Origin of the sequence: Mesorhizobium sp. M7A.F.Ca.US.011.01.1.1, from assembly GCF_003998295.1 — a bacterium.
GTDB lineage: Bacteria > Pseudomonadota > Alphaproteobacteria > Rhizobiales > Rhizobiaceae > Mesorhizobium.
Genome location: NZ_RZRT01000010.1, coordinates 130,214 through 142,686, shown reverse-complemented (window position 1 = coordinate 142,686; position 12,473 = coordinate 130,214). Strand labels below are relative to the sequence as shown.

Genomic DNA, 12,473 nt, shown 5'->3' with positions numbered 1-12,473 from the left:
TTCAGGTTGATGGTTCACCGGTGGGAAGGGACCGAGCCATGCCACGGCCTGTCCTCGAAAGGACGACCAGGATCCCCTCGGTCTCCTTCCCACTTCAGACATAGCATGGGAACAACACACAGGATCCTAGGGTCTACGCTCCGCTCTGCGGAGCTCCGCCCTAGGATGACGACATCGGAGACTAAAGCGGCACCACTTTGCCGTCGGCCAGGGTGACGCGCCGGTCCATGCGCGATGCCAGTTCGTGATTGTGGGTGGCGATCAGCGCTGCGAGGCCCGATTGCTTGACCAGTGCCGCCAGCGCCTCGAACACATAAGACGCGGTGACCGGGTCGAGATTGCCGGTCGGCTCGTCGGCCAGCAGCACCAGCGGCGCATTGGCCACGGCGCGTGCGATGGCGACACGCTGCTGCTCACCGCCGGAGAGTTCGGACGGCCGATGCGACGCGCGTTTGCCGATCTGCATGTAATCGAGCAGCTGCGCCGCGCGCTCGGCCGCGTCCTTGCGGCTGAGCCCCTTGATGAGCTGCGGCATCATGATGTTTTCCAGCGCCGAGAATTCCGGCAGCAGATGATGGAACTGGTAGACGAAGCCGACATCGTTGCGGCGGATCGCCGTGCGCTCGTCGTCGGAGAGCCGCCCGCAGGCACGGCCGGCCAGGATGACGTCGCCGGCGTCGGGACGCTCCAACAGGCCGGCAGTGTGCAGCAGGGTCGACTTGCCGGTGCCCGACGGCGCCACCAGCGCCACCATCTCGCCGCGCTTCAGCGAGAAATCGGCGCCGTTCAGGATGGTGAGCTTGCGCGGCCCCTGGACATAGTGCCGCTCGACGCTCTTCAGCTCGATAATGACCTCGGCCACTACTCGTACCTCAAGGCTTCGACCGGATCGAGACGCGCGGCGCGCCATGCCGGGAACACCGTTGCCAGGAAGGACAGACCGAGCGCCATCAAGACGACATAGGTGGTCTCGCGCGGATCCATCTTCGCCGGCAACTGGCTGAGGAAATAGAGCTCCGGATTGAACAGCACCTTGCCGGTCATCCATGAGAAGAACTGGCGGATGGATTCGATGTTGGTGCAGATCAGCACGCCGAGCAGCACACCGGCAAGCGTGCCGGTCACGCCGATCGCCGCGCCCGTCATCAGGAAGATACGCAGGATGGCGCCGCGCGACGCCCCCATGGTGCGCAGGATGGCGATGTCGTGGCCCTTGTCCTTCACCAGCATGATCAGGCCGGAGATGATGTTCAGCGCCGCCACCAGCACGATCAGCGTCAGGATCATAAACATGACGTTGCGCTCGACCTGCAGCGCGGAGAAGAAGGTCTCGTTGCGCTGGCGCCAGTCGACCATGTCGATCGGCCGCTGCGCCGCCGCCTCCACCTTCGGTTTCAGCGCATCGACATCGTCTGGATTGTCGACATAGATCTCGATCGTCTGCGCCCGCCCATCCATGTTGAAATAGAGCTGCGCTTCGGAAAACGGCATGTAGACGATGGAGGTGTCATATTCGGACATGCCGACTTCGAAGATCGCCGCGATCTTGTAGCCCTTCATGCGCGGCGTGGTGCCGATCGGCGTCACGTCGCCGTCGGGCGAAATCAAGGTGATGGTATCGCCAAGCGTCAGGCCGAGATTCTCGGCCATGCGCTTGCCGATGGCAACGCCCTCGCCGGAGTCGAAATCGGCGATCGAACCCTGCTTGATGTTGCTGGCAACGATGGCGATCTTGCTCAGATCCTCGCCGCGTATGCCGCGCACCAGCGCTCCGGTTCCGCCGCCGACATTGCCTTGCGCAAGCACCTGGCCATCGATCAGCGGGATGGCGTATTTGACGCCTGCTACACCGTTGATGCGGCTGGCGACCTGCGCATAGTCCTCCAGCGGCGAATCGAGCGGCTGCACGATCAGGTGGCCGTTGACGCCGAGGATGCGCGTCAAAAGCTCCGCCCTGAAACCGTTCATCACCGCCATGACCACGATCAGCGTGGCGACGCCCAGCATGATGCCGAGGAAGGAGATCGAGGCGATCACCGAGATCACCGTCTCCTTGCGCCGCGAACGCAGATAGCGCCAGGCAACCATGCGCTCGAAGATGGAAAAGGGTCCGGCGCCGACCGGTCTTGCCGCCACCGCCTCGCTCATGCGGCGACACCGAAGCGCTTTTTCACGTCTGCGATCGGCAGCGTCTCGCGCTCGCCGGTCTTGCGATTCTTGATCTCGATCTCGCCGGCGGCGACACCGCGCGGGCCGACGATCACTTGCCAGGGCAGGCCGATCAGGTCGGCGGTGGCGAACTTGCCGCCGGGCCTCTGGTCGGTGTCGTCATAGAGCACGTCCTTGCCGCCGGCGACGAAAGCGGCATGCAGTTCGTCGCAGACGCGGTCGCACTCGGCGTCGCCCGCCTTCATGTTGATCAGTCCGATGTCGAACGGCGCCACCGCCTCCGGCCAGATGATGCCGTTGTCGTCATGGCTGGCTTCGATGATCGCAGCGACCAGCCGCGACGGACCGATGCCGTAGGAGCCTCCGGAGACGAAATGATCCTTGCCGTCGGGCCCGGTCACCTTGGCGCCCATGGGCTTCGAATATTTATCGCCGAAATGGAAGATGTGGCCGACCTCGATGCCGCGCGCCGAGACCTTGTCGCTCTCGCCGATCTTCTCCCACGCCGCCTCGTCATGCATCTCGTCGGTGGCGGCGTAGGGAGTCGTCCATGTCTTGACGATGTCGGCGATCTCGGCGTCGTTGGCAAAATCGGTGTTGGCGCCGGGCACATCGAGCGAAAGATAGTCGCGGTGGCAGTAGACCTGGCTTTCGCCGGTGTCGGCCAGGATGATGAATTCATGGCTGAGATCGCCGCCGATCGGCCCGGTATCGGCCCGCATCGGTATGGCCTGCAGCCCCATGCGCGTAAAAGTCCGGAGATAGGACACGAACATCCTGTTGTAGGCCGCCCTGGCGCCCTCGAAGTCGAGGTCGAAGGAATAGGCGTCCTTCATCAGGAACTCGCGCGAACGCATGACGCCGAAGCGCGGCCGCACTTCATCGCGGAACTTCCACTGGATGTGGTAGAGATTGAGCGGCAGGTCCTTGTAGGACTTCACATAGGCGCGGACGATCTCGGTGACCACTTCCTCATTGGTCGGGCCGTAGAGCATGTCGCGGTCCTGCCGGTCCTTGATACGCAGCATCTCCTTGCCGTAGTCGTCATAGCGGCCACTTTCGCGCCACAGATCGGCCGACTGGATGGTCGGCATCAGGATTTCCAGCGCACCGGCGCGATTCTGCTCCTCGCGGATGATGCGGCAGACCTTGTCCAGCACTCGCTTGCCGAGTGGCAGCCACGAGAAACTGCCCTGCCCCTGCTGGCGGATCATGCCGGCGCGCAGCATCAGCCGGTGCGAGACGATCTCGGCCTCGCGCGGATTTTCTTTGAGGATAGGCAGGAAATAGCGCGACAAACGCATGGACTGGTCCGTGAGTGAGGAGGGCCGCGTCAGAATCGGCGCGACTTTGGCTTGCTTGACCCGGCTTCATAGCCATTTCAAGGCGGAATGGGAACCCGGACGCTTCGGCCCGAAAAGCGGCAATCGATTTTCAAAAAGCACGGGATAGCCGGGATCAGAAGCGTCGCACCGTCCTTCGCCCGCCCAGAAGACCCACGGCGCCGCAAGGCCTCCCGGTCACCGCGCGCGTCTTGATGATCGTTCGCCAAGCAACGCCTGCCACACTATTGTGCAGTGCAGCACGAGAATGCCCGTTTCAAGGCAAAATTCTTCGTGACATTGTCATTCGCCTTAGGCTAATGTACCTCGATAACCGAGAGGGTAGAAAAAAATCTGCTCTCCTACGCGGTCAAAGTCTTGGGAGGATGCGATCTAGGCGCGGTTACTCGCTGCCGCCGGAAACCGGAAACAGATCGGACGCGTTTAAATTGCAAGGCCTCGTGCCTTGCATTTTTTTTGTGCAATCATCTGCTTAGCGCAACGCGTTGCCAAACCACCTTACCTAGCGTCAGCGCTCGTCCGGCCGCAAAACGGCACGGCATTCCTGTCTGGAACCAAGCTGTTCCGACGGATGAAAACGTCTTTGCCGAACAAATCTTCTTGGGCCGGGACCGGCTATTTGGCTGGGGTTTGGCTGAATTCCGGCACGATGTGCGGGATGTCGTTGAGGCTGTATCCCAGCCCATGCGTCAGGCCATAGAAAATGCCCATCAGGATCGCGGTGGCGATGGTGGTGCGGATCACGGCGCGCAGCATGTGAGGTCCGCGCGGCGCGCTCGGAACCGTGCCGAGCGTCACGTCACGATCGTCGTCCTGCGTCCTCACGCTGAACGGCAGCACGGCGAACAGCACCACCCACCAGGTCGCGAAAAACAGGGCGGTGAACGAAACCCAGCTCATGATTGCTCCAGTTCGATCAGCGTTCCGAAGAAATCCTTCGGATGCAGGAACAGCACTGGCTTGCCGTGCGCGCCGACCTTCGAATTGCCGTCGCCCAGCACGCGGGCGCCGGCGGCCTTGAGCTGATCGCGCGCGGCCAGGATGTCGTCGACCTCATAGCAAAGGTGATGCATGCCGCCGGAGGGGTTCTTCTCCAGGAAGGCGGCGATCGGCGACCCCTCGCCCAAAGGCTCCAGAAGTTCGATCTTGGTGTTGCCGACATTGACGAACACCACCGTCACCCCATGCTCCGGCAGCGCCTGCGGCGCGGTCACTTCGGCACCCAGCGTGTTGCGATAAGCGGCGACGGCGGCCGCCAGATCCGGCACGGCAAGCGCGACATGGTTGAGACGTCCGAGCATTGGCACTCCCAAGCTAAGGGAGGAAGGGAATAAGGGAGTAGGGGAAAAGACAGATATGTCAGCTGCTTGCTCTTCCTACTCCCCTATTCCCCTACTCCCTTTCGTCACCTTGTGACGAATACAGTCACCAGCGGCTTCTTGCCCCAGGCTTCGTTGGCGGCGCCGCGCACGGCGCGCCGCACTGCTTCCTGCACCAGGTCGAGGTCTTTTCGGCGCTGACGGGGGATCGAGTCCACCGCGCCGATTGCCGCATCGATCATCAGATCTTCCAGCGACTCGCCACGGCCATCGGCCTCGGCGACGCCGATGGCGACCAGGTCGGGGTCGCCGGCCAACTCATATTTGTCGTCCAACACGACATTGACCGCCACGTGGCCGGCAAAGGACAGCTTGCGCCGGTCGCGGATGCCCATCGCCTGATCGGTACCGATCAGTCTGCCATCCTTGTAGATACGGCCGAACGGCACCTGATCCATGATGGTGGCTGGGCCGGGAGCAAGCCTGAGCATGTCGCCGTCGCGCACCTGCGCCACCTGGCCGATGCCCGATGTCGACATCAGCGAGCCCTGCGCCACCAGATGTGCCGCCTCGCCATGCACGGGAACGCCGATCTGCGGGCGTACCCATTCATACATCTTGCGCAATTCGCTGCGCCGCGGATGGCCGGAGACATGCACCAGTGCATCGCCGTCCTCTATGATCTTGACGCCGAGGTCGATGAGACGGTTCTTGATCTCGAGGATCGCCTTCTCGTTGCCGGGAATGGTACGCGAGGAAAACACCACCGTGTCGCCGGCCGTCAGTGACACCGACTTCATCTCTTCGCGCGACAGCTTGGCCAGTGCGGCCAACGGCTCGCCCTGGCTGCCGGTGCAGATGATGACCAGGTTTTCGCGCGGGATGAAACCAAAATCCTCCTCGGCGATGAACTCCGGCAGACCGTCCATGTAGCCGAGTTCGCCGGCCACATCGATGACCCGCTTCAGCGAACGGCCAAGCACCAGGCACTGGCGTCCGGCATCGCGCGCCGCTTTGGCAATCGAGACGATGCGTCCGACATTGGAGGAGAATGTGGTGACGGCGACACGGCCCTTGGCAGCCTGGATGACGCCCTTGAGGCCCTCGCCCACAGCCACTTCCGAAGGCGACTCACCTTCGCGCAGCGCATTGGTCGAATCGCAGATCAGCGCCAGAACGCCCTTGTCGCCATAGGCCCGGAAACGCGCCTCGTCGGTCTTCGGCCCGATCGTCGGCTCCGGATCGATCTTCCAGTCACCGGTATGGATGACGGTGCCGGCCGGCGAGGTAATCGCCAGCGACATCGGCTCGGGAATCGAGTGCGCGACCGGAATGGCTTCGATCTCGAACGGGCCGACGGTGAATTTCTCGCCCGCCCGATAGATCGTGACCGGTATTTTCGGCGCGCCCTGCTCGCCTTGCCGCTTGGCTTCCAGCAGGCCGGCGCTGAACGGCGTCATCCAGACCGGCGCCTTCAGCTTCGGCCATGTGTCGAGCAGAGCGCCGTAATGGTCTTCATGCGCATGCGTGATGATGATGCCGCGCAGATTGGCGAGGTTCTCCTCGATGAAGCGCGTGTCGGGCAGCACCAGGTCGACGCCCGGCAGGCTGGCATCGGGGAAGGTCACTCCGACATCGATGACGATCCATTCGCGCGCATTGGGCGACCCGTAGCCGTAAAGAGCGAAGTTCATGCCGATCTCGCCGACGCCGCCGAGCGGCACGAAGACGAGTTCGGCGGTTTCCGCTTTCGCCATGATTTTTCCCTTCCTGACCCTCAGGCCAAGCCCAAAAAGCAATTCCGGGAAAAGTGTGTAACGGTTTTCCCACCGGAGTTGCGCAAAAACAAACAGTTAGAACCGTTCATGAACGGCCCTATGCCCTGGCCGAAGCGACCGCGCCGAAATGCACATCGCCGGCGGCGATCGTCCGAACCGAACCTTCATCGTCGCGGATCACGAAACGGCAGTCCTCGTCAATGGTCTCGAACACCCCACGCACCACATTACCGTCAATTCTGACAGCAACCTCGCCGCCGAGCCCCGCAGCACGATCAAGCCACCGACGCCTGACGGCGGCAAGTCCGCGCCCCTCGTCCCACAACCGGGCATTCTCGCTCCAGGCATCCGACAGCGCCAGGAACAGTGTTTCCGCATCGCATGCCGCGCCCAGCGCGCTGAGTGATGTTGCGGGATAGGGCAAATCCTCGGGGTATGCCACCACATTGACGCCGATTCCGACCGCCACCGCGAAACGGCCGCCTTCCAGAATTGCCGATTCCAGCAGGATGCCGGCCAGCTTGGCGCCGGAGGCAAGCACGTCGTTCGGCCATTTCAGTTCGAAACGGTTCTTTCCTTCGCTGCCACCGTCGAGGCCGATGGCGATCCGGCCTTTCGGCACCACGGCGTCGAGCGCATCGGCCAGCGCCAACCCGGCGACGAAGCCCAGCGTCGCGGCAAGGCGAAGCTCTGCCTTGGTGATGACGAGCAGCGTCGCCGCGAGGTTGCCTTCGGGGGTTGCCCAGACGCGGCCGCGCCGGCCACGCCCGCTTTCCTGTTTCTTGGAAACGACCCACAATTTGCCGGGGTCGCCTGCCCTTGCGTGGTCCAGTGCCAGCGCATTGGTGGAGCCAACGCTCTCATGCGCCTCGAGCCGGAACCCATCCGACGCCGAGGTTGGAGCCAGCCGAAATGCCATGCCGACTAGAAAAACGTCTTGGCGGCGGCTTCGGCATAGGTGCCGATCGGTCCGCCGATCAGCACATAGAACAGCACGAAAGCGCCGGAGACGCCGAGCACGACACGCAATTCGCTCGCCATCGGCACAAAGCCGCCGACCGGTTCGTCGAACCACATGATCTTGATGATGCGCAAATAGTAATAGGCGCCCACCACCGAGGCCAGCACGCCGATGATCGCCAGCGCGTAGAGGTTGGCGTTGATGGCGGCGAGGAAGACGTACCACTTCCCCCAGAAGCCGGCGAGCGGCGGGATGCCGGCCAGCGAGAACATCAGGATGGTCAGGATGGTCGCCATGATCGGATTGGTCGACGACAGGCCGGCCAGATCGCTGATCTGCTCGACATTGCCTTCCTTGCGCCGCATGGCGAGGATGAAGGCGAAGGTGCCGAGCGTCATCACCAGATAGATCAGCATGTAGATGGCAACGCCGCGCACGCCGGCCTGGCTGTTGGCGGCAAGGCCGACCAGCGCATAGCCCATATGGCCGATCGAGGAATAGGCCATCAGCCGTTTGATGTTGGTCTGGCCGATGGCGGCGAAAGCACCAAGCGCCATTGAGGCGATCGAGATGAAGACGACGATCTGCTGCCAGTCGGAGGCGATCGGCTTGAACGCACCCATGGTGACGCGCACCATCAGCGCCATCGCCGCCATCTTCGGTGCTGCCGCCAGAAAGGCCGTCACCGGTGTCGGCGCGCCCTCATAGACATCTGGCGTCCACATGTGGAACGGCACCGCCGAGATCTTGAAGGCAAGGCCGGCCAGCACGAAGACGAGACCGAAAACGAGACCGAGCTGGCGCTCGCCGCTGCCGAGCGCAGAAGCGATCTCCTGGAAGCCGGTGTTGCCGGTGTAGCCGTAAACAAGGCTGATGCCATAGAGCAGCATGCCCGACGACAGCGCGCCGAGGACGAAATATTTGAGGCCAGCCTCAGTCGAACGCAGATTGTCGCGGTTGATCGCGCACAGCACGTAGATCGCCAGCGACTGCAGCTCGAGGCCGAGATAGAGGCCGATCATGCCATTGGCGGAGATCATCAGCATCATGCCGAGCGTGCAGAGCAGGATCAGCACCGGATATTCGAACTTGTCGAAGCGTTCAGCCTTGGCAAAGCGCATTGACATCACCAGCGTCACCGCCGAGCCGACCAGCGCCAGCACCTTCATGAAGCGGGCGAAGGAATCCTGGATGAAGGCATTGCCGTAAGCGCTGCCCTGCCCGGTTCGGAAGATCAGCCAGGCGCCCGCGATCGCCAGCACGGCAACCGCAAGGCCGGTTACCGTGTTGGCCGTGTTGGCGCGCGAGTAGGCTCCGACCATCAGCAGCGCCAGCGCGCCGACGGCAAGGATCAGCTCTGGCGTCGAGAGCGACAGGCTGGAGAGAAGGTCCGGCGTCATGGTTCGCAAAACCTCTGGTCAGTTCGCCGCCGCGGTCTGCGCGGCGCCGATGGATGCAGTGACATTGGTGACTAGCGACTTGACCGATTCGGCCGTCGCGTCGAAGACCGGGGCGGGATAGACGCCGAAGAAGATGACCAGCACGACCAGCGGGTAGATGATCACCTTCTCGCGCGGCGACAGATCGAGCAGGCCCTTCAGGCTCTCCTTGGTCAGTGCGCCGAAGATCACCCGGCGGTAGAGCCAGAGCGCGTAGGCGGCCGACAGGATGACGCCGGTGGCGGCGAAGAACGCCACCCAGGTGTTGACCCGGAACACGCCCAGCATGGTCAGGAACTCGCCAACGAAGCCGCTGGTACCGGGCAGGCCGACATTGGCCATGGTGAAGATCAGGAACACCGTGGCGTATTTCGGCATGTTGTTGACCAGGCCGCCATAGGCGGCGATCTCACGTGTGTGCATGCGGTCGTAGATGACGCCGACGCACAGGAACAGCGCGCCGGAGACGAGGCCGTGGCTGAGCATCTGGAAGATCGCGCCCTGCACGCCTTCCTGGTTCATGGCGAAGATGCCCATGGTGACGAAGCCCATATGAGCAACCGACGAATAGGCGATCAGCTTCTTCATGTCTTCCTGCATCAGCGCCACCAGCGAGGTGTAGATGATGGCGACGACGGACAGCGCGAAGACCAGCGGCGCGAACATTTCCGACGCCAGCGGGAACATCGGCAAGGAGAAGCGCAGGAAGCCATACCCGCCCATCTTCAACAGGATGCCGGCCAGGATGACGGAGCCCGCCGTCGGCGCCTCGACGTGCGCGTCGGGCAGCCAGGTGTGCACCGGCCACATTGGCATCTTCACCGCGAAGGAGGCGAAGAAGGCAAGCCATAGCCAGGTCTGCATGTTGGCCGGGAAGTTGTGGGTCAGCAGCGTCGGGATGTCGGTTGTGCCGGACTGGAAGAACATCGCCATGATGGCGAGCAGCATCAGCACCGAGCCGGCGAGCGTGTAGAGGAAGAACTTGAACGAGGCGTAGACGCGCCGCTTGCCACCCCAGACGCCGATGATGATGAACATCGGGATCAGGCCGGCTTCGAAGAAGACGTAGAACAGCACGATGTCCAGCGCGCAGAACACGCCGATCATCAGCGTTTCGAGCAGCAGGAAGGCAATCATGTAGGCCTTCACGCGCTTCTCGATCGATTCCCACGACGCCAGGATGCAGAGCGGCATCAGGAACGTCGTCAGGATGACGAACAGCATCGAGATGCCGTCGACGCCCATATGGTAGGAAATGCCGGAGTCGAGCCAGGCGACCTTCTCGACGAACTGGAAGCCGGACTGCGAATTGTCGAATCCGGTCCAGATGAACAGCGAGATGATGAACGTGAAAGTCGTCGTCAACAGCGCGATGGCGCGGATGTTGCGGCGTGCATTTTCGCTGTCGTCATTGATGAACAGGATAAGCAGCACACCAACCAGCGGCAGGAAGGTGACCAGCGAGAGGATTGGCCAGGCGGTCATCAGAGCATCATCCAGGTGACGAGTGCGGCAACGCCGATCAGCATGGCGAAGGCGTAGTGGTAGAGATAGCCGGTCTGCAGCTTGACGACGCGGTCGGTGACATCGACGACGCGCGCCGAAATGCCATCCGGGCCGAGGCCGTCGATGATGGTGCCGTCGCCGGTCTTCCACAGGAAATGGCCGAGGCGCTTGGCGGGCCGCACGAACAGGAAGTCGTAGAGCTCGTCGAAATACCACTTGTTGAGCAGGAAGGCGTACAGCCCGCGATGCTGCGCGGCGAGGTTGACCGGCATTTCCGGCGAGCGGATGTAGAATTTCCAGGCCAGCGCGAAGCCGATCAGCATGGCTATGAAGGGCGACAGTTCGACCCACAGCGGCAATTCGTGGATGTCGTGCAGGATGTGATTGTCAGGCAGTGTGAACAGCGATGCCTTCCAGAACTCGGCATAGCCCTCGCCGATGAAGGCGCCGTGGAAGATGATGCCGGCAAACAGTGCGCCAGCGGCCAGGATGAAGAGCGGCACCAGCATCACAGGCGGCGATTCATGGACGTGGTGCATCACTTCATGGCTCGCCCGCGGCTTGCCGTGGAAGGTCATGAAGATCAGCCGCCAGGAGTAGAAGGAGGTGAAGCAGGCGGCGACGACCAGAGCCACGAAGGCCATGCCGGCAACCGAATTGTGGCCGGCAAAGGCGCTCTCGATGATCGCGTCCTTGGAGAAGAAGCCGGCGGTGCCGATGACCGTCACCGGAATGCCGACGCCGGTCAGCGCCAGCGTGCCGATCACCATCATCCAGTAGGTGGTCGGAATCAGTTTCCTGAGGCCGCCCATCTTGCGCATGTCCTGCTCGTCGGACACGGCATGGATGACCGAGCCCGAGCCGAGGAACAGCAGCGCCTTGAAGAAGGCATGCGTGAACAGATGGAAGATCGCCGCGCCATAGGCGCCGACGCCGAGTGCGACGAACATGTAGCCGAGCTGCGAGCAGGTCGAGTAGGCGATGACGCGCTTGATGTCGTTCTGGACGAGACCGACGGTGGCCGCGAAGAAGGCCGTGAAGGCACCGATGAAGGTTACGACAGTCAGCGCCGAATGCGAGAGTTCGAACAGCGGAGACAGCCGTGCCAGCATGAACACGCCGGCCGTCACCATGGTGGCGGCATGGATCAGCGCCGAAACCGGTGTCGGGCCTTCCATGGCATCCGGCAGCCAAGTGTGCAGCGGCACTTGCGCCGACTTGCCCATGGCGCCCATGAACAGCAGCAGGCAGACGATCGTCATGGCCGCCTGCTTGTCCAGCGCATAGCCGAGGAAGGTCAGCACCGCGGCGCCGTGCGGGGCGCCTTCGGCCGGAATGAACGTTGCCGCATTGGCGAAGATGGTGCCCAGATTGACCGAGCCGAACAGCACGAACACGCCGAAGATGCCGAGTGCGAAGCCGAAATCGCCGACGCGGTTGACGACAAAGGCCTTGATTGCCGCGGCATTGGCCGACGGCTTCTTGTACCAGAAGCCGATCAGCAGGTAGGACGCCAGCCCCACGCCTTCCCAGCCAAAGAACATCTGCACGAGGTTGTCCGCCGTCACCAGCATCAGCATGGCGAAGGTGAACAGCGACAGATAGGCGAAGAAGCGCGGCCGGTTCGGATCGTGGTGCATGTAGCCGATCGAATAGATGTGGACCAGCGCCGAGACGGTGTTGACCACCACCAGCATGACCACCGTCAGCGTGTCGATCCGGAGCGCCCAGGACGCTTCCAGCCCACCCGACTGTATCCAGCGCAGCACCGGCACGGTGAACACCTCGCCATGGCCGAAACCAATGGTGAAGAAAGCGACCCACGACAGCACGGCCGCGATCACCAGGAAACCCGAGGTGATGTATTCGGACGCCTTGGCGCCGAGCGACGTGCCGAACAGGCCGACGATCAGGAAGCCGAGCAGGGGAAGGAAGACGATGGCCTGATACATGGTGGT

10 protein-coding genes are annotated in these 12,473 nt (G+C 62.6%); all 10 read right to left on the bottom strand.

Annotation, left to right across the window (positions count from 1 at the left end; all coding sequences use genetic code 11):
* Positions 1 to 181: 181 nt before the first annotated feature.
* Positions 182 to 910, bottom strand: a complete 729-nt coding sequence (locus tag EOA13_RS13715) for an ABC transporter ATP-binding protein (protein WP_206535279.1) — start codon at positions 908 to 910, stop codon at positions 182 to 184.
* Positions 862 to 2,148, bottom strand: a complete 1,287-nt coding sequence (locus tag EOA13_RS13710; RefSeq protein ID WP_127293254.1) for a lipoprotein-releasing ABC transporter permease subunit — start codon at positions 2,146 to 2,148, stop codon at positions 862 to 864. Before EOA13_RS13710 ends, EOA13_RS13715 begins: the two co-directional genes overlap by 49 nt.
* Positions 2,145 to 3,473: a proline--tRNA ligase gene (proS, locus tag EOA13_RS13705; RefSeq protein WP_127293252.1), complete on the bottom strand. Its 1,329-nt coding sequence runs from the start codon at positions 3,471 to 3,473 to the stop codon at positions 2,145 to 2,147. The genes EOA13_RS13710 and proS overlap by 4 nt, the downstream gene beginning before the upstream one ends.
* Positions 3,474 to 4,127: 654 nt before the next feature.
* Complete coding sequence (locus tag EOA13_RS13700; RefSeq protein ID WP_023812375.1) at positions 4,128 to 4,412, bottom strand: DUF1467 family protein; 285 nt, start codon at positions 4,410 to 4,412, stop codon at positions 4,128 to 4,130.
* The gene (mce, locus tag EOA13_RS13695) at positions 4,409 to 4,813 is read right to left on the bottom strand and encodes a methylmalonyl-CoA epimerase (protein ID WP_127293250.1); all 405 of its coding nucleotides are present in this window, start codon (positions 4,811 to 4,813) and stop codon (positions 4,409 to 4,411) included. Before mce ends, EOA13_RS13700 begins: the two co-directional genes overlap by 4 nt.
* A 104-nt stretch (positions 4,814 to 4,917) precedes the next feature.
* The gene (locus tag EOA13_RS13690) at positions 4,918 to 6,588 is read right to left on the bottom strand and encodes a ribonuclease J (RefSeq protein WP_127293248.1); all 1,671 of its coding nucleotides are present in this window, start codon (positions 6,586 to 6,588) and stop codon (positions 4,918 to 4,920) included.
* Between the two features lie 118 nt (positions 6,589 to 6,706).
* Positions 6,707 to 7,528, bottom strand: coding sequence for a biotin--[acetyl-CoA-carboxylase] ligase (locus EOA13_RS13685; RefSeq protein ID WP_023812378.1), 822 nt, complete (start codon positions 7,526 to 7,528; stop codon positions 6,707 to 6,709).
* Between the two features lie 5 nt (positions 7,529 to 7,533).
* On the bottom strand, positions 7,534 to 8,970 hold the full coding sequence (gene nuoN, locus EOA13_RS13680; protein WP_127293246.1) for an NADH-quinone oxidoreductase subunit NuoN: 1,437 nt from the start codon (positions 8,968 to 8,970) through the stop codon (positions 7,534 to 7,536).
* A gap of 18 nt (positions 8,971 to 8,988) precedes the next feature.
* Complete coding sequence (locus EOA13_RS13675) at positions 8,989 to 10,494, bottom strand: NADH-quinone oxidoreductase subunit M (RefSeq protein ID WP_027034803.1); 1,506 nt, start codon at positions 10,492 to 10,494, stop codon at positions 8,989 to 8,991.
* Positions 10,494 to 12,467: an NADH-quinone oxidoreductase subunit L gene (gene nuoL / locus EOA13_RS13670; RefSeq protein WP_127293244.1), complete on the bottom strand. Its 1,974-nt coding sequence runs from the start codon at positions 12,465 to 12,467 to the stop codon at positions 10,494 to 10,496. Before nuoL ends, EOA13_RS13675 begins: the two co-directional genes overlap by 1 nt.
* Positions 12,468 to 12,473: the final 6 nt, after the last annotated feature.

Excerpts from the sequence above, each read along its gene's own strand:
- EOA13_RS13715 (WP_206535279.1), bottom strand. The coding sequence starts at position 910 with ATGGCGCGCCGCGCGTCTCGATCCGGTCGAAGCCTTGAGGTACGAGTA.
- EOA13_RS13710 (WP_127293254.1), bottom strand. The coding sequence starts at position 2,148 with ATGAGCGAGGCGGTGGCGGCAAGACCGGTCGGCGCCGGACCCTTTTCC.
- proS (WP_127293252.1), bottom strand. The coding sequence starts at position 3,473 with ATGCGTTTGTCGCGCTATTTCCTGCCTATCCTCAAAGAAAATCCGCGC.
- EOA13_RS13700 (WP_023812375.1), bottom strand. The coding sequence starts at position 4,412 with ATGAGCTGGGTTTCGTTCACCGCCCTGTTTTTCGCGACCTGGTGGGTG.
- mce (WP_127293250.1), bottom strand. The coding sequence starts at position 4,813 with ATGCTCGGACGTCTCAACCATGTCGCGCTTGCCGTGCCGGATCTGGCG.
- EOA13_RS13690 (WP_127293248.1), bottom strand. The coding sequence starts at position 6,588 with ATGGCGAAAGCGGAAACCGCCGAACTCGTCTTCGTGCCGCTCGGCGGC.
- EOA13_RS13685 (WP_023812378.1), bottom strand. The coding sequence starts at position 7,528 with ATGGCATTTCGGCTGGCTCCAACCTCGGCGTCGGATGGGTTCCGGCTC.
- nuoN (WP_127293246.1), bottom strand. The coding sequence starts at position 8,970 with ATGACGCCGGACCTTCTCTCCAGCCTGTCGCTCTCGACGCCAGAGCTG.
- EOA13_RS13675 (WP_027034803.1), bottom strand. The coding sequence starts at position 10,494 with ATGACCGCCTGGCCAATCCTCTCGCTGGTCACCTTCCTGCCGCTGGTT.
- nuoL (WP_127293244.1), bottom strand. The coding sequence starts at position 12,467 with ATGTATCAGGCCATCGTCTTCCTTCCCCTGCTCGGCTTCCTGATCGTC.